Source organism: Chryseobacterium cucumeris (genome assembly GCF_016775705.1).
Taxonomy (GTDB): domain Bacteria; phylum Bacteroidota; class Bacteroidia; order Flavobacteriales; family Weeksellaceae; genus Chryseobacterium; species Chryseobacterium cupriresistens.
Map to the genome: position 1 here is coordinate 2,814,146 of NZ_CP068760.1, position 22,661 is coordinate 2,836,806.

Consider the following 22,661-nt stretch of genomic DNA (forward strand, 5'->3'; position numbering starts at 1 on the left):
GTTATTTTTTAAGTTGAATTTCAAGGTCAGCAAGGATGGATTCTACCGAACGGATTGTGAATGCTGATAATGTTAAAGTAGGATTTGATGTTCCCAGCGTGGTCATATTTCCCGCACCTACGACGTATAAATTCGGATGATCCCAGGTTTTGCAGTAGCTGTCGGTTACGGATTCTTCAGCTTTAGAACCCATTCTGTGAGTTCCTACGATGTGTCCTGCGCCATTATAAGAATATCTCACTCCGTTATAGATCACAGAATTTTTGTCTTCCGCAGTATATTTTGTGAAATCCGTAATGTTTAATCTTTTAAACATTTGATCCGAAGCATCTTTTGCCTGCTCCATTGCTTTCATTTCGTACTCTGTCAGTTCATAATGAATAACAGGTCGTGGAATTCCGAGAACATCCAGATACTCATCATTAATGGTTACTCTGTTGTTGGGATTCGGGAGCTGTTCAATTTCAAAATGGAATAATACCTGTTTTGAAAGTCTGTCGGTGAGCTTTTCTCTTAATTCTGCCCCAAAATGTTTTTCTTTGATAAAATAGGCTACATCAGAACCCGGGGAAAATGCCGGCCAGCCCCATCCCCAATTGTCAAGCGGAGAAATCCATGCAGAAAAGTCCTTTCTGAACTCTCCGTCACGGAAAGACGAAATATTTGTAGTAGAACCCGGACCTCTGTACGGGTATACCGGTTCAGGGAAAAGTCCCCAGGTAAGCATTACCATATGATCCATCAGGTTTCTTCCCACCTGATCACTGCTGTTGGCTGCTGTTTTTACGCCTTCCGGGGTTGTATATTTGGAATTCAATAAAATTTTAGGGTTTTCAAAAGCATTGGCTGCAAGAATGACGATGGCATCAGACGTATCAATAGATTCTTCAACAAAATCAGTCTTTTCTTTTGAGATATATTTTCTCAGATGGACTTTTGAAATTTTATGACTATCATTTTGATCAATGCTTAGCTTGTAAACAACACTCTGCGCCTGAATCTGCATGAATAGATTACGGCTCAGGTTATCATTATCATTCATTTTATATAAAGCCTTTTTCAATGTTTTTAACGCATTGTATTTTGCCTGAACAGGACAGATCGGAACACACGAAGCATTCCCTTCACAGCGTTCTCCCATATAAGGATTCCAAACAGAACCAAGAGCTTTGTATTCTTCTTTTTCAGAACTGTCTAAAACCAGTTTATAACCAGAATCCTTTGGTTCTGCTTTAATGACCTTCGTTTTTCCGTATTTTGGATTTGGAATAGAATTTCTTCCCTGTGGAGAAGGCACCATCATTAAAGGAATCTCTCCTGAACTCAGCTTTACACTTGTCCCTTTAAGTCCCTCAATAATCTTATGATCCATATAACTCTGAGGAATTTCTTCCATCGGAAATACATAGTTTCCATAATATTCTTCCGTCTTCTCTGTAATTGGATATTCCTGTCTTGAAACATCCCCGGAAACCCCGATTTCAAACTCAGCCATCTCATAATAAGGCCTTAATTCTTCATAACTTATCGGCCAGTCGACAGCAGTTTTCTCATCAGAATCCGGCTTTGGAATCTTGATGCCGTATTTTTCGGTAAGTTTAAAATCGTTGGGAAGCATTCTTGGTGTAGTTCCCAGCCAGTGAAGGGTAGTTCCGCCGCCTACCCGTATCGCATCACTTGCGAATGGCATCGGCCCGAACTGAACGAGATACCCTTTTTTATCCGGATATGGCTGGACAATATGTTCCATATCCAGAACGTTGGGAGAAGGAGCCTGCTTTAAGTTCGGATAAGGAGAGTTGGGAACTTTGGCTTCCTCTCTGTAAAAAGTACGGATATATTCATTATAAGTGGTCATTGAGGATACGGAATCCAGCTCAATACCTGCTTCCAGACCTGCTTCATACATAAGGATTGATATTTCCCTGATGTTATCGGATTTTCCGGCATCTGCACGATGGACCATTTTTCCTTTGGTTGCGTCAAATACGTGGTCGGATAATAGCTTTGCGATTAATGACCCAGCGATCCCTGTTCCTACAATGATCACATCTTTTTTGTTATGGGTTGGATTCATGATTGGGTGTTTACAGGTTTAATATTCCAAGATTTGTAGCCCGGTTGTTTGGCTCCCGGCGGGTGTGAATGCATCAGATTCCAGACAAGGCCTTCCTTGTAAGAAAGATCATTGATGTATGCTCCTTCCCAGGTTCCCAGATACCACATGGTGATTACTTTTCCTGAAATGTCATTCATTCCCGGATGGGCAATAATTTCAGATTGAATAGCCTTTTTTAATTCCTCTTCACCCGAAGAACTTTCAAGGATATTTTTAGAAACCGTAAGGAATTCTACGAAAGTGGCTGCTTCCAGGCATTTTAAAACATAAGTGTAATAGGTTTCTGCAAGCCCTGTTGACTGCAGTTCGTTTACCGTAAACCCGGTAAGCGCTTCCGAGATAGACATGAACACGTCGAAATAATAATCGTCGACGTTGAGAATTTTGTTAATAATATTCATTTCGTAAAAAATTTGGATTCAATATCTTCAACTCCTTTTAACAGGAGGCTATCAAGCTGATTGATCTACAGCTGCCGGATATTTCAGATAACACCTCTTTTTCAGAAATGATTGACTGTATTTCAAGCGATCCATAGTATCAGTTTTTGTTTATTCGAAATTAATCACATCCCGGCAGATAAGATTCAGTATTTCTACGTAATTTGAATTAACAGTGTCTTAATTTTTTGTAACAAATCCTTTATTTGAAGTGTTTATAAGAGATTTTATTTTCACATAGTTTAGAATTATTTTAAATAATGTGGTATCTGTTATCAAAATATATCGGATAAAACAGTGACGATTGCCGGTAATAGATAAAAAAAATGCCTGAATTGAATATTCAGGCAGGATTTTAATTAAGGTTGAAGGTAAGAATTATAATACCATTATCAGATATTTCTAGTTGGCCAGTTGTTTTACAGCAATGGCGTCGATCTCAAACAACATTCCGGGTAAAGCCAGTTGGCTTACGGGAATAAGTGTACTCGTAGGCAGGACCGAAGATTTCCAGACATTCCTGGCTTCCTCAGCCCATATTTCAAGTTTTTCCTGGTTGTGATTTACAATAAGCAAGGTGATTTTAACTATATTTTCAAATGTCATTGAATGGCTCTGTAAAACAATCTGTAAATTTTTCAAAGCATCCTGAACCTGAGTCTTAAAGTCATCTGCCAGCACATGATTTTCCCCCACACCGCCGCTCTGTCCGGATATAAAACACATCGTTGATGGAGATTCCACAGCAATACTGTGAGAGAAACCATAAGGGCTGGGATCAAATAACTCAGCAGGATTGATCAGTTTAGGCTGTTTATTTTTTTCCATAATCTTTTATTTAATAAAGTAAAAATGAGCAAAAAAAATTGAAAAAAACTTTACATATGTTGATGAAAATATTTTTAATCCTTTACATATTTTCATCAATAATAAAATTCTGATGCAAAAAAAATACTGTTCAAAGGAACAGCATTTTTAGTTTTTACTCTACAACAATACTTTCAATCCCCTTTTGCAGGGCTGTATCCTGTATCACCGGAACAGAAAGTCCCTCTGCACGGACAACAGAAATATCTGTCATCCCCATAAAGCCTAGAGTTTGTTTTAAGTAAGGAACTACAAAATCATAAGATTGTCTTTCTCCTTCAGAATACACACCACCACTTGAAAAGGCAAGATATACTTTTTTATTTTTCACCAGGCCTTCAGGACCGTTTTCGCTATAGCTGAATGTTTTTCCTGCTCTGGCAATATGATCAAGCCATGATTTTAATGTAGAAGTGATACTGAAGTTGTAAAGGGGAGCTTCAATAATGATAATGTCAGCCTCATGTAATTCATCAATTACCGTGTCTGAAAGTTTTACGATTTCCTGCTGTTCAGAAGTGCGGTTTTCAGCTGGAGTAAAAAATGCATTGATATGAGCTTCTTCCAGATGGGGAAAAAGCGGATTGGTCAAATCACGCTTTTTAAAAACGCTGTCAGGATACTTTGCTGCAATTTTTTCTACAACAGCATGACCCAGTTTTTTACTGATTGATGATTCGCTTCTCGGGCTTGAAATGATATGAAGTACACGTTTCATTTTTTTATTTTTTTTAAATTGATGTTTCAAAATTATCTATATTTACTAATAAAAAGATAGTAGTTACCAAAAGGTTAGTAATAACATTTAGGTTAGTAATAAGTAAAAACAGAAGAATGGAAGAAGAAAAAATAGTGTACTCAAGGCCGCAGTGCAGTACCCATCTGGCTGCTACTGAGGATGCTTTATATGTTTTGGGTGGGCGGTGGACCATCAGGGTAATGATCGCTATTTTGGGCGGACATACCCGCTTTAATGAGTTACAGCGGACCATCAATGGAATTTCGGCAAGAGTCTTATCCAGCGAATTGAAAAAACTGGAGGTAAATCACCTGGTGGAAAGAACTGTGATTACGGATCAGAAGCCGGTGCTGGTAGAATATGTTCCCACAGAATATAGTGAATCCCTGAAAGATGTGATTGCTGCTTTGGCAGATTGGGGTTCCAAACACAAAAAGAAAATTACAGCTTAATAGATATAAGAAGAGTAGTGTAGAAAAAGAGTATTACTGTTTTTGTGGTATTTAATAAGTTGTAACATTGCTTATTCTTTAAGTATTTTTACTCAAATTAATAATGGTAAGATGATCATAGATGAAGAATTATTATTTTCCCTCGGAGCCAGTCTGGAAAAGTATGAAGCAGGTGAAACTATTTTTCAGGAAGGATCTGCTGTAAAATTCTATTTTCAGATCAAATATGGTACCGTTAAACTGAATAATTTATTGGAAGACGGAAAAGAATTTGTTCATGGGCTTCCTTTTGATGGCCATTGTATTGGTGAAAGCTATTTATTTACCAATCACCATTATGCTGTGAATGCTATTGCGGTCACCAGCTGTGAAATTATCAGGCTTTCCAAAACCAGGTTCCTTGAATTCCTGGTGGGAAATCCTTTATTAATGCTTGAAATAAATAAATATACCGCAGACAGACTTCATTTCAGATATATGATTTCAAGCTTTCTGGCAATTTCAGATCCTATTGTAAAGCTCACGAAGCTTTTTGATCACCTTAAAAGATATTTCGGTTATGAAGAACCCTATTCATTTCTGATTCCTTACACCAGACAGCAAATAGCAACCTTAACCGGCCTTCGGGTAGAGACGGTGATCCGCTATGTTAAGAAAATGGAAGAGCTGGCAATGGTTAAAATTGAAAATGCTAAAATTTATTATTAGCTTTCAATTTTCTTGTTATTTTAAAATTAAAACAGGCTGAGAGGTGTTCTGATAAATTCCTTCGGAAATACTTCTGCTTGCCAGATAATACAAGAAGCTGTGCTTACCGGGTAGTGCTATAATAAGGTCTGCCTTATCTGATACAGCAAAGTCCAGTATACCTTTAATAATATTTTCATCATGAGAATAATGAATACTGCTCGGAATTTCCGTTAAATGCTCACGAATGTAATCCTCCAGTTCTCTTTTTTGCGTTTCGTCCTCTTTTTCACTGGTGTTGATATTGAGAAATGAAAGACGGACATCTTGCTTATGAATAACAGATTTGTGGTGAAACAGTCTTTCTAACCTTTTAATACCTCTTATATCACAAGGAATAAATATATTCTTAATAGGTGAATAATGGTAGCTGTTGGGAACAATTAATGTTTTCACAGGACTTGTTCTGGCAATACTTATAATATTCTCAGAAACAAAACTTTCAGTAGAAGAGGTCTGGTCATCACTTCCCAGGATAATCAGTTCCACAGAAGGCTGGTTTTTTAAAAGCTCATTAATACTTCTGGTGAGTGCCCAATCGCTCAATACCCTGGAAACTTTTACTTCAGGCGACTTTTCAGCGATGATATCCGTTAACTGATCGAATAGCAATTCTGTCCTTTGCAGCAGGTTGTTGATACTTTCTTCATTGACAAATGAATGCCCTTCTGCGATATGCAGGTAGTCAAATTCAGATTCTCCTGCAGTTTTTAACAGGATAATATTTTGATATTCGTAGGTTTTTGCCCAGTCTGCGGCAACTCTTACTGCATTTTCCGTAGTTGATGTAAAATCAACAGGTACAAGAATTGTTCTCATATTGTATCATGTTTTAGTGCTTATTCTTCCAGGTTAGCTGTCATTTTTTTTACCAAAAGCAGCGCTTTGCTGATCTCTTTTTCTTCTATATCACCAGCTGCCTTTTTATAAAGATCCAGGGCCCATGGATAAACGGTTTCTACAATCTGTTTGCCTTTCGGAGTTAAAAAGATCTGTTTGTTTCTCCTGTCTTTTTTATCAGCTATCCGTTCAACAAGATCCTTTTTCACGAGGCTGTTGATGAGATAGGTGATACTTGACTTGTCTTTGCTTACTTTATTTCCAATTTCCTGCTGGTTGATGCCGTTATGTCTTGAAAGCAAACCAAGAATTTCAATCAGTTCAAAAGAAAGATCCGGATCATAAATAGTAATGATAGTCTGGATCTTCTGGCGGAGACGGCTTTTCATTTCACTCATTGCCAGGCCAAGCTCCAGAGCCAGCTCTGATAGATTATTCTGTTTTACAGGCATACTTTTATATTAATGATGAAACAGGATAAGAAGCATTTTTCCGATGGATTTTATAGCATGACTTATCATAACAAATATACAAAAAATTAGTTTTAATTAAAACTAATTTTGATGAAATAACAGACGGCGAAAATTATCCTGAAATTATAAAATAAAAGCAGAGACTAATTCTCTGCTTTTTCTTTTTTAACGGCTTGGTGCATGATAAGAATGATCCCCAAAAGGAAACATGCAATGATCAGATAGCGCCAGGAAAGACCTTTTTGATCTGTTACCGTTCCGCTTACAGAGATGATAAAACTTGTTACAGAAGTGATTACATACACCAGTCCACCCATCAGTCCGCCGGCTGTACCTGCATTTTTCGGAAAGTAAAGCATACTTGTCGTAAAAAAGGAGGTGAATAAAATTCCGGAACAGATATGAATGAAAAAGGCAAAAGGAATCATAATGAACAGGCTTTCTGCAAAATAACTGGTGGTGATCAGGCCTGCGATAAGGATCAGCTGAAGTAAGATGGGCTGTAAAATTCTGGGCTTAAAATCCAGAGTCAGTCTGCGTTTGCCTATAAAACCTCCAATCATCCATGAAAATCCTAAGATCAGTGTACAATATCCAATCACTACCGGCGTAAAATGAAAAGTATTTTCTATAATAAATGGCCCGGTAATATTAAATAACATCACGATAGAGTAGCTCAAACCTAAAATGAAAATCCCCAACATGAAAATCCTGTTTTTAAGCATCATCTTATAAAGGCTGATGTTCTCTGAAAGATCCAGTTTCTTTTTCTGCGGAAGGCTCTCCCCGCTAAAAAACCACTCAAAAAGGAACAGAAATCCGGCATATGCTGCCAGAAAATAGAAATTAGCATGCCAGTTGAAGATTTTCTCAAGATATCCTCCAAGGAAAGGGGCCAGAATAGGACCGCAGGACCATACAATAGTAAAGTAGCTCAGATAATGTTTTACCTTTTCCGCATCATAAATATCTACAAAAATAGCACGCGTAGCTACAACGAGTACTGAAACTGCAGCTCCCTGAAGAATACGAAGCAGACAGATCAGTAGAATACTGTTGGTCATCGTAATTAAAATACTGGTCAGTATCAATAGGAACAAGGCTATCAATTTGGGACGATAACGGCCGATGCTGTCCAGAATTCCTCCTACAAATAATTGGGAAATCCCGTAGCTCAACAGATATGATGTCAGGGTAATCTGAATATCTTTTTCCGAAACCATCATTTCTTTGGCCATAGAAGGGAATGATGGTAAATAAATGTCCGTGACAAACCCGGAAAGCGGGATAGACACGAAAGCCATAATGGTAATTAATCTGATTCGTTGTTCAGATGCTTCTCTCAACATATTCATTCATTTTTTACATTGCAAAAATAAGTCAAGAAATACAAAACCGGATTTTAAAAGACAAAGTAAAAATTACAAAAATCAAATATTATGACAGGTTCTTAAATTTTAAGGGTGAAGTCTGCGCATGCTTTTTAAAGAAATTATTAAAATGGGCAGGCTGATCAAATCCTAAAGTGTAACCGATCTGTGCAATATCCCAATTCGTATACTTCAGCAGGTTTTTAGACTCTTCAAACATCTTTTCTTTAATGATCTGTGTGGTCGTAAGGTTGGTTACAGATTTCACGGAAGAATTCAGATGATTGACATGCACATTCAGGTGCGCAGCAAAATCGGAAGGTGTTTTTAAGGCCAGCGGATAGGCAGGAGAGTCCAGCGGAAACTGTTTGTTGAGGAGTTCATCAAATAACTTATACAAACGTACATTTGCGGGAAGCTCATTAGGATTGATATCTTCCACACGGTTTTCCAGCGCCAGATGCATTACAGAAGCAAGATTGCTTTTGATACTGCTGCAGCGGAAAGGATAGGAAGAATTATTCATTCTGTAAATCTGATCAAAATAAAGCATTGTCAGCTGGGCCTGTTCTTCTGTCAGAAAAACAACCGGCTTACTCCATTCCTTGAACATTGACGTTTTTTTAAACAGATTGAATTCAGAATTCCCATTAAAAAATTCCTGATTGAATAAACAAAAATATCCTTCCTGTACATCGCTTTCACACTCCCATGAATACGGAATGCTTGGAGAAGGAAAAAATAGGGCAGGACCATCTATATACAGCTGATGAGTACCATAATGAATGGTGCCCTTTCCAATAATAAAGCTTATTTTATAATAATCACGACGGTTGTAAGGGCTTTTAAAACTACAGTATTTCCGCATAGAAATATTGAAGTGAGATTTTCCCATTTCAAAATCCTCAGAATCAAACATTTTAATCTGGTTTTTACGGATACGTCTGTAATAATCCTCTATTGTTTCCAGCTGATCACTCATAGGTAAAAATTATAAAAATCAAAGATAAGTAAACTGTTGTCTACTTAAGATCATTTTAAATGAGATAATAGAAATTAAAATGATAGTCTTCCTCAATAGTTGTGGAATTAAAAAAATGATTGATTACTATTATATAGGCAAATATCTATGGAATCTATGGTTAAAGCAACTGGATTAACCTTTATTAATCTCCAGCTCCAAAATATGAGAAGGCAGTTGAAAAGGTCCGGCTTTTGAACTGCTCACAGCGATAAAACCGGATTCTTTTAAAAAGTCTGCAAGCGGATCATGATCCAGGATATTGATCCATATAATATCCGTAAAGCTCACTGCTGACCTGCATTTTTTCCAGAGAGACTGTCTTGCTTCAGGAAGATCAAACTCTGAAAGAATTACAAAACTGATTTCTGTAGCCCTTTTTCCGTCAGAAATTCCCGGATGTACCGAACCGCTTTTTATAATGCTGAATCCGATGGGTTTCTGATCTGCATACATCATGATCAGTTGGTTGGAAAGATCGTTCAGGTCATTGATCATCTTTCTCGGGTCTATTTCGTTGTGAATATATCTTTTGATTTCTTCTTCAGTAACAAATTCTTTGTGCAATGCATAAACGGAAGAATCAATGATGGCTATAAGATCAGAAATTCCCTCTTCAGAACCTACTGTAAATTTTGAAATGATATCCATGGGATTTTTTTTTATTCAAAATTATAAGATTAATCCATTCAAAAAGGATACAGTTCGTTAAAATATCATCGGTACAGACATTATTTGTTTAAAATTGTCCTATATCATTAAAATTTTAGTATAAAATACTGGTAGAAATACAAAATAACTGGATTTTTAAAACAACGTAATCAAATACGTATAAATTGAGGAAAATAAATGATTTACAGATAAAATTTTTAAGAAGATTTCTCTATATGTTTCTTTGGTTCTTGTTGATTTTGAATAGTTTATTTAAATATTCACTGATGCGCTATGTGACACCGAATAACATGGCTTATTTTCTACAATAATTTGATTTTATTTTAAAATTTAAATTGAATTTCAGAAAGACTCAGAAAAAATGAGTAAATCCACTATTTTTTTTCTACACAATTAGGCTGGAATCGCCATAAAACCTATATTTGCAGCCTAAATTTTTAAATAAATGAAAGAACTAATTGAAAAAATCAACGCAGAATTTGAAGCGTTCACAACTGAGGCAAACCAACAAGCGGAAAAAGGAAACAAAGCAGCTGGTACAAGAGCTCGTAAAGCAGCTTTAGAACTAAGCAAATTGTTCAAAGAATTCAGAAAAGTTTCTGTAGAAGAAGCTAAGAAATAATTCGCCTTTAGCCGGCTTTTGAAGCCGGTTTTTTTATGTGCTGATGTCAATGGTGTTGTCTTTGAAATAACTTATTCCCGCCGAAAGTGAATGTCCTCTTCTAAAAATCCCAAAGACTGTTGTATTGATGGTTTTTTGTAGATTACAGTTATTGGTGAATTTTTGTTATTGTTTTTGAATAAAATATTGATAAAAATAATTGAAAAGCCTCTTTTTTAGGCTTGATTTTTTCACCATCTCCCTGATTTCTTTTATCTTTAAACCAATCAATATATATTATGAGGATAAATAGATTTTTTGCAGTGCCTGCAGTAGTGCTGGCTGCCCAGTTTTCATGGGCTCAGATAAAGGTTGATCCAAAAGAAAAGCTTAACCCTATCGTAAAAAGTTTTGTAGATGAAGTCAATAATAATTCTCAACTGGAAAACCTGGCGTCTGAACTGTTGGATGGCATCGGGCCCCGTCTTGTGGGAACTCCCGAAATGCTGGCAGCAAATGAATGGAGTGTCAATAAACTTCGCTCCTGGGGAGTAGATGCCAATCTTCAGCAATTCGGAACATGGAAAGGATGGCAGAGAGGAACGACTCATGTTGATATGACCTATCCACGCATAAAATCTCTTTCAGCAACTCAGCTGGCGTGGAGTCCGGCTACAAAAAAAGCCATTGAAGCGGAAGTGATCATTCTTCCGAAAGTGTCTTCTAAAGCTGAATTTGATCAATGGCTTCCTTCAGTGAAAGGAAAAATTGTGCTGATGGCACAATACCAGAAAATAGGACGCTCTGATGAACAGATCAAAGAATTTGCAACCCCCGAATTGTATGAAAAACTTAAAGCGGAAAAAGATCAGGCTGCTAAAGATTTTGCAGCTTATATAAAGAATATCGGCTATGATAATAACAGCCTTCCGGAAGCATTGGAAAAAGCAGGAGCGGCAGGTATTGCCATTTCAAACTGGACAGGTATTATGGGGGCTAACAGAATATTCGGCGCAAAAACTACCAAAATTCCTATGGTCGATATCGATTTGGAAGACTATGGAATGCTTTACAGAATGGCAGAAAAAGGAACTCGGCCTAAAATTAAAATTGATGCCCAGTCAAAAATACTTCCAGAAGCCAAAAGCTTTAATACGATCGGAATGATCAAAGGCAAAGAAAAACCTGATGAATACGTGATTCTTTCTGCTCACCTTGACTCATGGGACGGAGCACAGGGAGCTACAGATAATGGTACCGGTACGATTACCATGCTGGAAGCCATGAGAATTCTGAAAAAATATTATCCTGATAACAAGAGAACTATTATCATCGGACTTTGGGGTAGTGAAGAGCAGGGATTAAACGGTTCAAGAGGTTTTGTTGCTGATAATCCTCAGATAATTAAAGGGGTACAGGCAGCCTTTAATCAGGATAACGGAACGGGGCGAGTGGTTAACATCAGTGGACAAGGATTTGTAAAAGCTTATGATTATGTAGGAAGATGGCTTGATGGCGTTCCAAAAGCCGTAAGAAGCCACATTAAGACAGATTTCCCAGGAATGCCTGGTGGTGGAGGTTCCGATCATGCTTCTTTCGTGGCAGCAGGAGTTCCCGGAATTTCTTTAGGTTCTCTGAACTGGGGATATTTTGGATATACATGGCATACTACGAAAGATACCTATGACAAGATCGTTTTTGATGAGGTGAAGAATAATGTGATTTTAACAGCGGCATTAGCTTATATGGCGTCTGAGGATCCTGAATTCAGTAACAGAGAAAAAAGAGTAATGCCTCAGGATGAAAAGGGAGAGGTGGTAAAATGGCCGGAAGTAAAAGAGCCCCGAAGAAGTTCTAAAGATTATAAGTAGTTCTTTATTTGAAAAACAATAAAGAAGACTAATTTTAAATCTCTGAATATTATACCATATTCTGGTATATTCTTTTTGCCGTTATTGCTTAAAACATGTATTGATAGTTATATATGTTTTAGTCAATAACGGCATTTGTTATTAAGAATTTTTCTAAAAACAGGAATATCTCTTACTATATAACCGGGACGTGGTAAGATTCTGTTATTTTTATCCGGATTACATCCTTTAAACAAGGCAGTAAAAGCACAGTAGGAGGGTATATAAATTTATTGAGGTTGTGAATTGATTAAATATTGAATAAATTTTTCCATTTTGCAACGGTATTACGACTCAATTTAAAATGCAGGGCCAGCTGCGTATTATTAAGATAATTCTTTTTCTGATATTCAAGGATTTTGTGTATCGTTTCTTCATTGTAGGAACGATGAGACTGATTTGCCTTGATGTCCTGGTTATAATTAAATATTATTCTGTTAATTTCTATTACATCAAACGCTGACAGATTTTTCTTCGATAAAATTTTTGCACACTCGTCCTTTTTCTCAGGATATTTCAGGTCGACAAGATCAAGGTAAATCTTTTTATAATCAGGCGTCATTGAGTGAGATTGTTTGTGATGATCCATTGGTAACATAATAATATAAATTTTCAATTTTATAGCTCTTTTTTGAGCGAACTGTATTTAATAAAAAAGAATACTAGAGTTCATAAATTAATTAAAGAGAGTGTCTCAACCAATTAAAAGAATGCTTTTAATATTTAAAATAATAAAGTAAAATTGTTTTTGAACTTTACAATAGTTTATTTCTTTAATGTCAGTTACAACTCTAGTACCTGGTCTTTATATCAACTAAAGGATTTGTGAGTTAATAGAAAGTATATAGTTTGTGTTTTTGTGCAAAAATATAGGTCTTGTTCTATACGCTGCAATATTTTGTATACATCATCTATACAGCTTTTTCTGAATGTCAAAAAATCCGAAAATTGCTTACAGATAACGGTTGGTTGTCTCTTACTATAAATCGGGAGTATTTGCTTGAAATAACGCACGTTTCGTCGTGCTGTATCTGTGATGTATGTGCCATTTAATGCATCCTAACGCTTATTTTATACTTTTACGGTGAAACAAAAAACCTTATGAAGAAAAAAAATGTATTAACCTTGCTCGTATTATTGTTGCTGGATATGTATTCCCAGAGCGGAATTGATACTCCGAATTCTAAAATTACTCTGGATGTACCAGGAAATTCAACGAAGCCAGCTATACGGGATGGTATCATTGCATCAAGAATTACCGCAGATCAGCTAAAAAATTATCCTTCCTTACAAGTTATAAAATAATACAATTGTAGAAACAGGACGTGTTCTTACCAGATCATCTTAATATCCTTTAAAGTTAATTAAGGTAATTCCCGAGCCCGGCTCTGTTTACTATATATGTTAAGTAATTACAATAGCTTTTAACACACAATAAATTGAAAAAAATGAAAAATTTCATCATGACTTTAGTAAGTACTCTCATAGTTTTTTCGTGTACTGTAAATGTTTCTCAAAAAGATATTCCCTATACATCAGCAAAGAAATACTTTGTTAAAAATACCTCCCATCAAAAAGATTTAACTGAAAAAATAATTACTTCACAGGAAGAATTTGATCAGATTTTTGGGGCTGCAACAACAATGGGCATGAGCGGGAAGCCAACACCTATTGATTTTTCAAAAGAAAATGTACTCGCTCTTATTTACCCTAAAACCAATCTGGAAGTGGAAATTATCCCTGTCAGCCTTCAGGAAAAAGATCAGGATATAGTATATTCTTATAAAGTGATCAAAGGAGGTCAGCGGAGTTTCATGACTATCCCCAATACCATTGTTATCATTCAAAAACTTGATTCAAAAAAAATAATTTTTCAGAAAGTACAAGAATAAGCAGAATTATCTGCTGATATCAAAGAAACAGCAATTGAATATACAATATGATCAGCGTGAGCATAAAAAGAATATTTCAATTTTTAATGATGGCGTTTGCCCATTTGTCTATTTTTACTGTCTTATATTCTCAAAATTATACTCCGGACCAAATAGACAGCGCATTAATAATTAAATCCGAGAAATTAAGAATAAGAGGTGAAAAAAAAGAATTAATTTCTTTCAATGAAAAATATATTATTATTTCCCAAAACCAGAATTATCTGAAAGGAGAGATTTTAGGTTATATCAATATTGCTAATATCTATGCAACCATAGGTGACTATAAAGAGTCTTTTTATTATCTTCAGAAAGCTGAAAGAAAAATCAAAAAAATTAATGATGTTTATTTATCTGCCAGGCTATATCACGAATATGGACAGATTAATTATGTTATTGGGTTATATACAAAAGCTTTGAAATATAATTCGCAATCTATTTACTATGGTAAGCTGATTTCCAATCCCAATGAAAAGGAAATATTATCAGGTATTTTTGCCAACAGGGCAGATTTATTACATGATATCCATCGGCATGATTCTTCACTGATTTATTTGCATAAAGCATTAAATATAAAATCGACTCCGGTAATTAATTCATCGATAGCAAATCATTATATGGTTTATAAGGAGAATACAGATTCGTCTTCATATTATTTGAATAATGCATTGAAACTGCTGCAGAAAATGGATTACTGGAATGCCCAAAGAGGGCAGACTTACTACTTGTATGGTAATTTTCTTAATAAAAAAAAGGAGTACAAAAAAGCGCTGTTGTACTATACAAAGTCTGTAGCCATTTTAGAAAGAACCAAAAGAGTTTGTAATATTCCTCTCCTGTACAAAAAGATAGCCGATACTTACCGGGTTTTAAATGACCTGGAGAGAGAAAGAGAATACCTTGAAAAATATACAAGGCTAAATGACAGTTTAAGCAGGGTTTGTAATGAAAGTGTCAATATTTCTATTGATGACATGATGAAGGAAAAAGAATCAGCAAATATTTCAAAGGAGAATATATTTTTTGTTTATAATAGTGTAGTTTTTAGTCTTATTGTTATTCTCATTTTAGCCTTCATCCATTGTCAACAGAATAAAGACATCATAAAACAAAAAGAATTTGAAACAGATGTTTTAAAGGAGAAACTTAATAATTCCTACGATTGTATTATTGAGCTTGCTAAAAAAAATGACCCTGTTTTTCTCAACAAATTTCAGGAAGCACAGCCGGACTTTATAAAAGAATTACTTGCAATCAATTCTAATTTGTCAAAATCTGATTTAGCTTTTTGTGCAATGATATGGTTGGGGTTTACGTCAAAAGAAATCGCACAATATACCTTTGTGGAACATCGGTCTGTCCAGAATAAAAAGCACAGACTCAGGAAAAAATTGAATATTTCTTCAGATGTTGATCTGTATTTTTTCTTTAAAAATCTTTCTGATGACAGCTGAGAATAGTAAATCGGGATAGATATATTGTTTTTTTTTAAGATATAGAAGTGTTGATTTTTAGAGTTTTATATATGTTGTTGTTGGATGTTGTATCTATGATGTATGTGGTCGTATGCTGTAAAAGTGGTATTGTGTTATAGTTTTGCATACAATTTAAAATACAATATTCATTATGAAAAAGAAAGCCATACTTATTACCAGTATCTTTGTTTCCTTATTTTATTATTCCCAAGTTGGAATTAATACCTCTACTCCTATGAAGTCCCTGCATGTTAACGGATCTTTACAGGTTGTCAATGAACTGAATGTGGGAGGGACTGCTTCTACCGCAGGTTCGGCAGGAACTGCAGGGCAGGTTCTTAAGTCTAATGGACCGGGTAATGCTCCTACCTGGGAGTCTATTGCAGGTGTTCCAAGTTCTACAGGAACTGTGATCGTGGTAAATGGACAATTTCTGGTGGCCCAGGAAATTATTGTACAAATGACTAATGATTTCACGGTTACAGCTGGTTCCAACGGTGGTGTTCCGGTTGCTATAGGAAGTTTAAATAATGAAATTGTAGATAATGAAAATCTGTATACGGGTTCACCATCCACTAATTCATTTAAAGTATCAGCTGATGGTGTATATCAGGTAACAATGAACGGACAGTTATCTACAACTAATGATAGTAATAATCAACCTACGGTTCCAGTATTAGGCATATGGGATGATACAATTAGTGGCTGGGTGGCGCGTGTTAATGATGTTTATTGGGCAGGATCATCAACTTCACCCGGAGGTGAGCCAAAGCAAACCTATACTCTCATTACTTCAATTCCTATGTTAGCTTCTCATACCTATTCTTTCAGACTGTATAATACAGAGGATGTAACTATCAGGTATTTAAGCTCAGGTGCTACAGGATCTGGCCCTGTTACTCAAATGTCCGTAAAACGATTAAAGTAGAGTACACTTTTATCTTAATTTCTACATTTTACTAAAAAACAGACTAAAATTAGCCTGTTTTTTTATTTTTCATTCGTTGCTTTTTTTGACAATTCATTACACGAGCATAAAATGATAGATTTAATTTATCTTTGATAAATTGACATTAAAGTGATATTATAACTATGCAAAAATAAAGTGGAAGTGTCTACTTATTTTTATCCGTATACTTTGCTATCCACTTATATAGTGTAGTTTTTGGGATTTTATAATCATTTATTATTTCCAGCTTTGTTTTTTTTCCTGTTTCAATCTGCTCAAGAATAAATTCTATTATTTCCTTGGTGTAGATGTTTTTCCTGAACGCAGGCAGAGAAGATGTTTTTTTATCGGAAGTTTTATGGGAAGCTACCTTTTTGGGAGGAGAAAAGAGTATAAGATGCTGTGAGTATGCCCGGAAAAAATCATACTCCAGCAGCTTGCTCCATCTCAATAATTTATCAGTTGTCAGGTCTTGTTCAAGGAACATTTGTTCAATTTCAGATTCAGTACATTTCATGAAACTGCATGCTCTCTGCATGTCCAGTGCTTCTTCCTGAAACTTAGCTTTAATAGTACTGCCAATATGTATTTTTTTAAAATTCAAAATAAACGGTATTATATAATTAAAATTTTTTTTCGCAAAAAATAATTAAGTCTTAGGACTTATTTTCGTTGGGCTGATGACAAAAATGGGTCTGAATTAAAATGAATATCTTCATTAATATTCTATACAGGTGATATTAATTCCTACCTGAGAAGAAAAAATAATAGGTAAACCTATTTTTATCATTTGTTCAAATTTAGCATTCATTATTTTTTTTTAATCAAATAGCTGTACATCAGAGATACATCAATTTTTATGGTGTAGGATCAAAAAACTCCCGTAAAACGGGAGTAGCAACTTTGATCAGTATTATAGAATTCTATAAAAATGAAAACTGATTTTGTTATTAAATATTGAGAACTGAAAGTTTTACAACAGATGTTTTTGTTTGTGTAAAAACTTTAGTTAAATCCTCAATTCAATATTTCTTTTGTGCTTTATATCAGATTATATTAATAAATTTTACTGTTACAAAGTTAAATCTGGCATATGATTAAAGCAAAATTTTATATACATCAAAAGTACATCAATTTACAGTTTGCTGCTATAATAGCATCCGGGGCATGAAAATCTAATGCAAAAATGGAATTTTATCAATTGATTATACTACCTCAATAAATTATTGATATAAATTAATTTCCTGATGATTTCAAATTTATTAAAATTGATTGTTTATGCGTTTCAATTAATCAATATATAGTGAATATAATAATGATATGTTTTTAAATTTAACTAAAATTAGCAAAAAATTTGTAACTATATATTTTTTTTATTTAATTTTATGGAAACTAAATTATGCGTTATAATTTGGTTGAAAAAGTTATTATTAATATCTTGTTAAGTAGTTTTTGTGGTAGAGTCTGATCTTGCTCTTTCACTTTAGAAACTAATTATTATTAAATTTACTATGCAAACATTAAAGCTGAGCCAATTTTCGAAAGTATTGCTAAGCGCGCTGATATATTTTTTGTTTTCTAACTTATTCTATTCTCAGACATACACCCCTCAATATATAGATAGTATGTTGATAAAAGTAAATGAGAATTTAAGAGTAAGTGGCAGAAAGAAAGAATTAATTGATCTTAATACGAAATTTTACAATATCAGTAAAAAACAGGATTATAAAAAAGGAGTGGTCATTTCATACATTAATTTGGGGAATATGTATGCTACCGTCGGGATGTATGAAAAAGCCTTCAAATACCTTCAGTTGGCTGAAGAAGACCTTGAAGGGATGGAAGATTACTACCTGTATACAAGACTATATCAGGAGTATGGCCAGGCTAATTTTGTAATAGGTCTTTATAAAAAAGCCATTAAGTATAATTCCAGGTCAGTTTATTATGGTAAACAAATAAAGGATAAGCATGATCGGGAGATTTTATCTGTTGTTTATGCAAACAGAGCCGACTTTTTAAGGGAAACAAATTCGGTTGATTCTTCGTTAATCTATCTACACAAAGCTTTAGATGTAAAACCAACACCGGTTATCAATTCCACGATTGCTAATCACTATCTGCTTTTTGGTAAAAATGAGGATTCTGCACAGGTATATTTTAACAGGGCTTTTTCTCTTTTAGAAAAAAAAGATTACTGGGATTCCCAGAGAGCGCTTACTTATTTTTATTACGGGAATTTTTTATTTGAAAAACAGGATTATAGTCAGGCATTAGATTATTATATTAAATCGGTAGAAATACTCAAAAAAACCCAAAGAATCTATCAGGTTCCCGTATTGTATCAAGCTATTGCCAAGACCTATAAAAAACTAAACAATAACTCAAAAGAGAAAGATTATCTGGAAAAATATGCTAAATTAAACGATAGTCTGGAAAAGGTATGGGATGAATCAATCAATACTTCTGTTGATAAAATGATTCAGGAAAAGGAGAAAAATGATATTGAAAAAAAGTATTCAACCATAGTATATAATGTAATCGTTTTTGTATTATTGGGTGTTATTGTATTTGTATATTGGGTTTATCAGAAAAGAATTACTAAAAAGCGTAAAATAATAGAGGAGAAAGAATTAGAGACGGAATCTCTGATGAAAAAAATGTCTGCTAATGATGAAAGGCTGGTGTTTTTAGCAAAGAAAAATGATCCTTTGTTTTTTAATGAATATCAAAGTGCTTATCCTGAGCTGGTTGAAAAGCTTTTTGAGATTAATCCAAAGCTGTCAGCAAATGAGCTTTCTTTCTGTGCAATGATACAGCTGGGCTTTTCCTCTAAGGAAATTGCACAATATGGCTTTATGCAGCACAGATCGGTACAAACAAAGAAAAATAGATTAAGGAAAAAATTAAATATTCCATCCGATGTGGATCTTTATTTTTTCTTGCAAAATTTAAATTCCAAATAATATTCAATCGCATTGTGCGCGCACTTGTAAGTGTATTTTTTGTAAAAAATAAAGACTGTCTTGAGAGACCGCCTTTATTTGGTTATATCGGTAACGCGGAGTCCTACTTGTGAAAAGGAAAGAATCGCCGGCTCGTACAAAGGGTTGGTTAACTTTCCAAATCCATATTTACAAAAGATAAATGGTAATCCATTGGATGTTGCAGAATCATAATCAGTTTGGGTATCTCCAATATATAAGGTGTCTTCAGCAGATAAATAATTTCTTTCCATAAGAAGCTGTATGTTTTCAGATTTATTTTTTTTGGTCCGCCCGTGAGACTCAAAATCTACAAACAGATCACTGAATTGATAATAATCTAAAAAAGATTCAATATAGCCATCCTGACAGTTGCTTACAATGAAAAGGGAATAGGTATTAGCCAGATTCTTTAAAGTCTCTTCCACACCATCATATAAAATTCCACCTTCTAAGTGAAGTATTTTATTCTCTTCGCCTACAATTTCAGAAAGAAGTTTCTGAGCCTGCAGGTCTGAAATGCCGGGAATAATATCTTTTACAATATCATGAGCTAATAATCCCATATACTGATCCATGTCTTCAGGCTTCAGTTCTTTTTGGATCAACTGATGTTTACCCAATACTTTATTCCATATTTTGATAATCGTAGCTCTGGAATCCCATAATGTTCCATCCAGATCGAAGATTAGATTCTTTGTTTTCAAAATGATAATTGTTGGTTTAATTTAAATACATAACGGTTAAAAATTACAAAATCATGCTCAGCTGCACTCTTTTTCTTGCTTCATCTACTTCCGTTACCTTTACACGAACATGCTGATGAAGTTTTACCACTTCATTGACATCTGATACAAAGCCATCTTTAAGCTGGGAAATATGAACCAGCCCGCTTTCTTTGATTCCTAGATCTACGAAACATCCAAAAGCGGTAATGTTATTGACAATTCCCGGAAGAATCATTCCTGCTTTTAAATCTTTGATGCTTTTAACATTCGGATCGAATTCAAATACTTTTGCTGCTTTTCTTGGATCCAGTCCCGGCTTCTCAAGTTCTTTTAAAATATCTTTAATTCCTAAAATTCCGATTTCTCCTGTTGTATAGTTTTCCGGTTTTACCAGAGCTATTTTTTCTTTATTGGCAATCAGCTCAGTGGTTTTAATACCCAAATCTTTTGCCATTTTCTCTACAATTCCATACGCTTCCGGATGTACTGCAGAGTTATCCAATGGATTTTTGGCATTGGTGATTCTCACGAAAGCGGCGGCTTGCTGGAACGCTTTTTCTCCAAGTCTTGGAACTTTTTTAAGCTGTTTCCTGTCTTCAAATGCTCCGTTCTCAGTACGGTAATTCACAATGTTTTCTGCCATTTTTTCTCCGATTCCGGAAACATAGCTTAATAGAGACTTACTGGCGGTATTTAAATTAATTCCCACAGAATTTACACATTTCATGACAGTAGAATCCAGCTCATTTTTAAGTTGAGTCTGATCCACATCGTGCTGATATTGCCCAACGCCTATAGATTTGGCATCAATTTTCACCAATTCAGCCAGTGGATCAGAAAGTCTTCTTCCGATAGAAACAGCTCCACGTACTGTTACATCATACGAAGGAAACTCATCTCTTGCAATTTTACTTGCAGAATACACGGATGCTCCGGCTTCAGAAACCACAAAAACCTGCAAAGGCTTATCAAAAGCGATCTTTTTAATGAAAAATTCTGTTTCGCGGCTTGCTGTTCCGTTACCAATAGAAATAGCTTCAATATTATAGGCATTTACCATAGAACGGATTTTTTTCATAGCCATTCCGCTTTCATTCTGCGGAGCGTGAGGGTAGAGGGTTTCGTTATGCAGTAAATCTCCCTTCTCATCCAGGCACACAACTTTGCATCCGCTTCGGTATCCGGGATCTATTGCCAGAATTCTCTTTTCTCCCAAAGGTGGAGCAAGAAGCAGCTGGCTTAAATTCTCAGAGAAAATTTCAATTGCTTTTTTGTCTGCTTTTTCTTTGGCTTCCTGTAATGTTTCGTTTGAAATAGCGGGTTCCAGAAGTCTTTTATAACTGTCTTTTATGGCCAGTGCAATCTGGTCCGAACTTTCATTGTTGGATTTAATGACCGCTTTTTCAATAAAACCGATTGCTTCTTCTTTATCTACAGCTACATTTGTTTTTACAAAACCTTCCGCTTCTGCTCTCAACATTGCCAGAAGTCTGTGGGAAGGAGTTCTGCCAAGACTTTCTTCCCATTCAAAATATTGGGAGAATTTCTGTGCATCTTCTTCATCTTTTTTGGCTTTTACAACTTTAGAAGTGATAACAGCCTTACGCTGAAATAATCTGCGGAGATTTTTACGGACATACATATTTTCATTGATCCATTCTGCTATGATGTCTCTTGCTCCCTGCAATGCTTCTTCTTCAGAATTTACTTCATCATTAAGATATTTTGAAGCCAGAAAATGAATATCATTACTTTTCTGACTCATAATAATTCTGGCTAAAGGTTCGAGCCCTTTTTCCTTGGCAGTATCTGCTTTGGTTTTCTTACGCTTTTTGAAAGGCAGGTAAAGGTCTTCCAGCTCCTGGATATCAAAGCTTTCTTCAATTCTATGCTGAAGTTCAGGCGTTAATGAATTCTGTTCTTCTATTGATTTTACAATAGTTTCTTTTCTTTTAACAATGTCCTCAAACTGCCTGCTGATTTTTGAAATCTGTTCAATCTGTGTTTCATCAAGGTTTCCGGTCTTATCTTTTCGGTAACGCGAAATAAAAGGAATGGTGCAGTCTTCTGCTAATAATTGTAAAGTATTGTTGATGTTCTTTTCAGAAATGCTGAGCTGTCTCTGGATAAATTCTACGGTCGTCATTGTTCTGTTTTCGGATAGCTAAAATAGGGTTTTGGAATGAGAAAATATAGATACTGAATGTATTAATCTCTTTATTTTATATTATACCAATTATTTCGGTAGGCATTTAATTCAATAGAAATATTCCGCAAATGGTTTTATCATTACAAATACTATAAAAATACCACATTTCTTGATGTATGTTAAGGCTTCTCCAA

The 22,661-nt window shown here is 35.0% G+C and carries 22 protein-coding genes; 9 read left to right on the forward strand and 13 right to left on the reverse strand.

The window, feature by feature from the left end:
• Position 1: 1 nt before the first annotated feature.
• The 4 genes from JNG87_RS12590 to JNG87_RS12605 all read right to left on the reverse strand — a co-directional run bounded on the left by JNG87_RS12590 (position 2) and on the right by JNG87_RS12605 (position 4,144).
• Positions 2–2,077 (reverse strand): GMC oxidoreductase, encoded by a 2,076-nt coding sequence (locus tag JNG87_RS12590; protein WP_202838741.1) that lies wholly within the window; start codon positions 2,075–2,077, stop codon positions 2–4.
• The gene (locus JNG87_RS12595; protein WP_202838742.1) at positions 2,074–2,520 is read right to left on the reverse strand and encodes a hypothetical protein; all 447 of its coding nucleotides are present in this window, start codon (positions 2,518–2,520) and stop codon (positions 2,074–2,076) included. Before JNG87_RS12595 ends, JNG87_RS12590 begins: the two co-directional genes overlap by 4 nt.
• Positions 2,521–2,961: 441 nt before the next feature.
• A complete protein-coding gene (locus JNG87_RS12600; protein ID WP_202838743.1) occupies positions 2,962–3,387 on the reverse strand; it encodes a RidA family protein in 426 nt (141 codons plus the stop codon).
• Positions 3,388–3,541: 154 nt separating this feature from the next.
• Complete coding sequence (locus JNG87_RS12605) at positions 3,542–4,144, reverse strand: FMN-dependent NADH-azoreductase (protein ID WP_202838744.1); 603 nt, start codon at positions 4,142–4,144, stop codon at positions 3,542–3,544.
• Between the two features lie 116 nt (positions 4,145–4,260).
• Here JNG87_RS12605 and JNG87_RS12610 point away from each other — a divergent pair, with 116 nt between their 5' ends.
• Both JNG87_RS12610 and JNG87_RS12615 read left to right on the forward strand, forming a co-directional pair.
• Positions 4,261–4,617, forward strand: coding sequence for a winged helix-turn-helix transcriptional regulator (locus JNG87_RS12610; RefSeq protein WP_202838745.1), 357 nt, complete (start codon positions 4,261–4,263; stop codon positions 4,615–4,617).
• A 111-nt stretch (positions 4,618–4,728) separates the two neighbouring features.
• The gene (locus JNG87_RS12615; protein WP_202838746.1) at positions 4,729–5,325 is read left to right on the forward strand and encodes a Crp/Fnr family transcriptional regulator; all 597 of its coding nucleotides are present in this window, start codon (positions 4,729–4,731) and stop codon (positions 5,323–5,325) included.
• 15 nt (positions 5,326–5,340) lie between these two features.
• Here the strand turns inward: JNG87_RS12615 and JNG87_RS12620 are convergent, their stop codons facing one another.
• The 5 genes from JNG87_RS12620 to JNG87_RS12640 all read right to left on the reverse strand — a co-directional run bounded on the left by JNG87_RS12620 (position 5,341) and on the right by JNG87_RS12640 (position 9,719).
• Complete coding sequence (locus JNG87_RS12620) at positions 5,341–6,183, reverse strand: universal stress protein (protein WP_202838747.1); 843 nt, start codon at positions 6,181–6,183, stop codon at positions 5,341–5,343.
• Positions 6,184–6,203: 20 nt separating this feature from the next.
• Entirely contained in the window at positions 6,204–6,656 is a 453-nt protein-coding gene (locus JNG87_RS12625; RefSeq protein ID WP_202838748.1) for a MarR family winged helix-turn-helix transcriptional regulator, read from the reverse strand.
• Between the two features lie 164 nt (positions 6,657–6,820).
• The gene (locus tag JNG87_RS12630) at positions 6,821–8,026 is read right to left on the reverse strand and encodes an MFS transporter (protein ID WP_062675182.1); all 1,206 of its coding nucleotides are present in this window, start codon (positions 8,024–8,026) and stop codon (positions 6,821–6,823) included.
• An 88-nt stretch (positions 8,027–8,114) separates the two neighbouring features.
• A complete protein-coding gene (locus tag JNG87_RS12635) occupies positions 8,115–9,029 on the reverse strand; it encodes a helix-turn-helix domain-containing protein (RefSeq protein ID WP_110011150.1) in 915 nt (304 codons plus the stop codon).
• 174 nt (positions 9,030–9,203) lie between these two features.
• A complete protein-coding gene (locus JNG87_RS12640) occupies positions 9,204–9,719 on the reverse strand; it encodes a hypothetical protein (protein WP_202838749.1) in 516 nt (171 codons plus the stop codon).
• A 466-nt stretch (positions 9,720–10,185) separates the two neighbouring features.
• On the opposite strand from JNG87_RS12640, the gene JNG87_RS12645 reads away from it, so the two are divergent.
• Both JNG87_RS12645 and JNG87_RS12650 read left to right on the forward strand, forming a co-directional pair.
• On the forward strand, positions 10,186–10,362 hold the full coding sequence (locus tag JNG87_RS12645; RefSeq protein ID WP_002978882.1) for a histone H1: 177 nt from the start codon (positions 10,186–10,188) through the stop codon (positions 10,360–10,362).
• A gap of 278 nt (positions 10,363–10,640) precedes the next feature.
• Positions 10,641–12,212: a M20/M25/M40 family metallo-hydrolase gene (locus tag JNG87_RS12650; protein ID WP_202838750.1), complete on the forward strand. Its 1,572-nt coding sequence runs from the start codon at positions 10,641–10,643 to the stop codon at positions 12,210–12,212.
• Positions 12,213–12,501: 289 nt separating this feature from the next.
• On the opposite strand, the gene JNG87_RS12655 is transcribed toward JNG87_RS12650, so the two are convergent.
• Positions 12,502–12,849, reverse strand: a complete 348-nt coding sequence (locus JNG87_RS12655; protein ID WP_228406557.1) for a helix-turn-helix domain-containing protein — start codon at positions 12,847–12,849, stop codon at positions 12,502–12,504.
• Positions 12,850–13,352: 503 nt separating this feature from the next.
• Here JNG87_RS12655 and JNG87_RS12660 point away from each other — a divergent pair.
• From JNG87_RS12660 to JNG87_RS12675, 4 genes are all read left to right on the forward strand, one after another.
• Positions 13,353–13,556 carry a hypothetical protein gene (locus tag JNG87_RS12660; protein WP_202838751.1) on the forward strand — a complete coding sequence of 68 codons (204 nt, stop codon included), beginning with the start codon at positions 13,353–13,355 and terminating at the stop codon, positions 13,554–13,556.
• A gap of 143 nt (positions 13,557–13,699) precedes the next feature.
• Complete coding sequence (locus JNG87_RS12665) at positions 13,700–14,143, forward strand: hypothetical protein (RefSeq protein ID WP_202838752.1); 444 nt, start codon at positions 13,700–13,702, stop codon at positions 14,141–14,143.
• Positions 14,144–14,229: 86 nt separating this feature from the next.
• On the forward strand, positions 14,230–15,636 hold the full coding sequence (locus tag JNG87_RS12670; RefSeq protein ID WP_202838753.1) for a tetratricopeptide repeat protein: 1,407 nt from the start codon (positions 14,230–14,232) through the stop codon (positions 15,634–15,636).
• A gap of 172 nt (positions 15,637–15,808) precedes the next feature.
• Entirely contained in the window at positions 15,809–16,585 is a 777-nt protein-coding gene (locus tag JNG87_RS12675) for a hypothetical protein (RefSeq protein WP_202838754.1), read from the forward strand.
• A gap of 187 nt (positions 16,586–16,772) precedes the next feature.
• On the opposite strand, the gene JNG87_RS12680 is transcribed toward JNG87_RS12675, so the two are convergent.
• Positions 16,773–17,210, reverse strand: a complete 438-nt coding sequence (locus JNG87_RS12680; protein ID WP_202838755.1) for a transposase — start codon at positions 17,208–17,210, stop codon at positions 16,773–16,775.
• 1,021 nt (positions 17,211–18,231) lie between these two features.
• Here JNG87_RS12680 and JNG87_RS12685 point away from each other — a divergent pair.
• On the forward strand, positions 18,232–19,572 hold the full coding sequence (locus tag JNG87_RS12685) for a LuxR C-terminal-related transcriptional regulator (protein ID WP_202838756.1): 1,341 nt from the start codon (positions 18,232–18,234) through the stop codon (positions 19,570–19,572).
• Between the two features lie 74 nt (positions 19,573–19,646).
• On the opposite strand, the gene JNG87_RS12690 is transcribed toward JNG87_RS12685, so the two are convergent.
• Both JNG87_RS12690 and JNG87_RS12695 read right to left on the reverse strand, forming a co-directional pair.
• A complete protein-coding gene (locus JNG87_RS12690; RefSeq protein ID WP_202838757.1) occupies positions 19,647–20,297 on the reverse strand; it encodes an HAD family hydrolase in 651 nt (216 codons plus the stop codon).
• Between the two features lie 43 nt (positions 20,298–20,340).
• Entirely contained in the window at positions 20,341–22,464 is a 2,124-nt protein-coding gene (locus JNG87_RS12695; protein WP_202838758.1) for a Tex family protein, read from the reverse strand.
• Positions 22,465–22,661: the final 197 nt, after the last annotated feature.

What these genes read in the sequence shown, in the direction of transcription:
- JNG87_RS12590 (WP_202838741.1), bottom strand. Translation starts at nt 2,077, where the DNA reads ATGAATCCAACCCATAACAAAAAAGATGTGATCATTGTAGGAACAGGG.
- JNG87_RS12595 (WP_202838742.1), bottom strand. Translation starts at nt 2,520, where the DNA reads ATGAATATTATTAACAAAATTCTCAACGTCGACGATTATTATTTCGAC.
- JNG87_RS12600 (WP_202838743.1), bottom strand. Translation starts at nt 3,387, where the DNA reads ATGGAAAAAAATAAACAGCCTAAACTGATCAATCCTGCTGAGTTATTT.
- JNG87_RS12605 (WP_202838744.1), bottom strand. Translation starts at nt 4,144, where the DNA reads ATGAAACGTGTACTTCATATCATTTCAAGCCCGAGAAGCGAATCATCA.
- JNG87_RS12610 (WP_202838745.1), top strand. Translation starts at nt 4,261, where the DNA reads ATGGAAGAAGAAAAAATAGTGTACTCAAGGCCGCAGTGCAGTACCCAT.
- JNG87_RS12615 (WP_202838746.1), top strand. Translation starts at nt 4,729, where the DNA reads ATGATCATAGATGAAGAATTATTATTTTCCCTCGGAGCCAGTCTGGAA.
- JNG87_RS12620 (WP_202838747.1), bottom strand. Translation starts at nt 6,183, where the DNA reads ATGAGAACAATTCTTGTACCTGTTGATTTTACATCAACTACGGAAAAT.
- JNG87_RS12625 (WP_202838748.1), bottom strand. Translation starts at nt 6,656, where the DNA reads ATGCCTGTAAAACAGAATAATCTATCAGAGCTGGCTCTGGAGCTTGGC.
- JNG87_RS12630 (WP_062675182.1), bottom strand. Translation starts at nt 8,026, where the DNA reads ATGTTGAGAGAAGCATCTGAACAACGAATCAGATTAATTACCATTATG.
- JNG87_RS12635 (WP_110011150.1), bottom strand. Translation starts at nt 9,029, where the DNA reads ATGAGTGATCAGCTGGAAACAATAGAGGATTATTACAGACGTATCCGT.
- JNG87_RS12640 (WP_202838749.1), bottom strand. Translation starts at nt 9,719, where the DNA reads ATGGATATCATTTCAAAATTTACAGTAGGTTCTGAAGAGGGAATTTCT.
- JNG87_RS12645 (WP_002978882.1), top strand. Translation starts at nt 10,186, where the DNA reads ATGAAAGAACTAATTGAAAAAATCAACGCAGAATTTGAAGCGTTCACA.
- JNG87_RS12650 (WP_202838750.1), top strand. Translation starts at nt 10,641, where the DNA reads ATGAGGATAAATAGATTTTTTGCAGTGCCTGCAGTAGTGCTGGCTGCC.
- JNG87_RS12655 (WP_228406557.1), bottom strand. Translation starts at nt 12,849, where the DNA reads ATGTTACCAATGGATCATCACAAACAATCTCACTCAATGACGCCTGAT.
- JNG87_RS12660 (WP_202838751.1), top strand. Translation starts at nt 13,353, where the DNA reads ATGAAGAAAAAAAATGTATTAACCTTGCTCGTATTATTGTTGCTGGAT.
- JNG87_RS12665 (WP_202838752.1), top strand. Translation starts at nt 13,700, where the DNA reads ATGAAAAATTTCATCATGACTTTAGTAAGTACTCTCATAGTTTTTTCG.
- JNG87_RS12670 (WP_202838753.1), top strand. Translation starts at nt 14,230, where the DNA reads ATGATGGCGTTTGCCCATTTGTCTATTTTTACTGTCTTATATTCTCAA.
- JNG87_RS12675 (WP_202838754.1), top strand. Translation starts at nt 15,809, where the DNA reads ATGAAAAAGAAAGCCATACTTATTACCAGTATCTTTGTTTCCTTATTT.
- JNG87_RS12685 (WP_202838756.1), top strand. Translation starts at nt 18,232, where the DNA reads ATGTTGATAAAAGTAAATGAGAATTTAAGAGTAAGTGGCAGAAAGAAA.
- JNG87_RS12695 (WP_202838758.1), bottom strand. Translation starts at nt 22,464, where the DNA reads ATGACGACCGTAGAATTTATCCAGAGACAGCTCAGCATTTCTGAAAAG.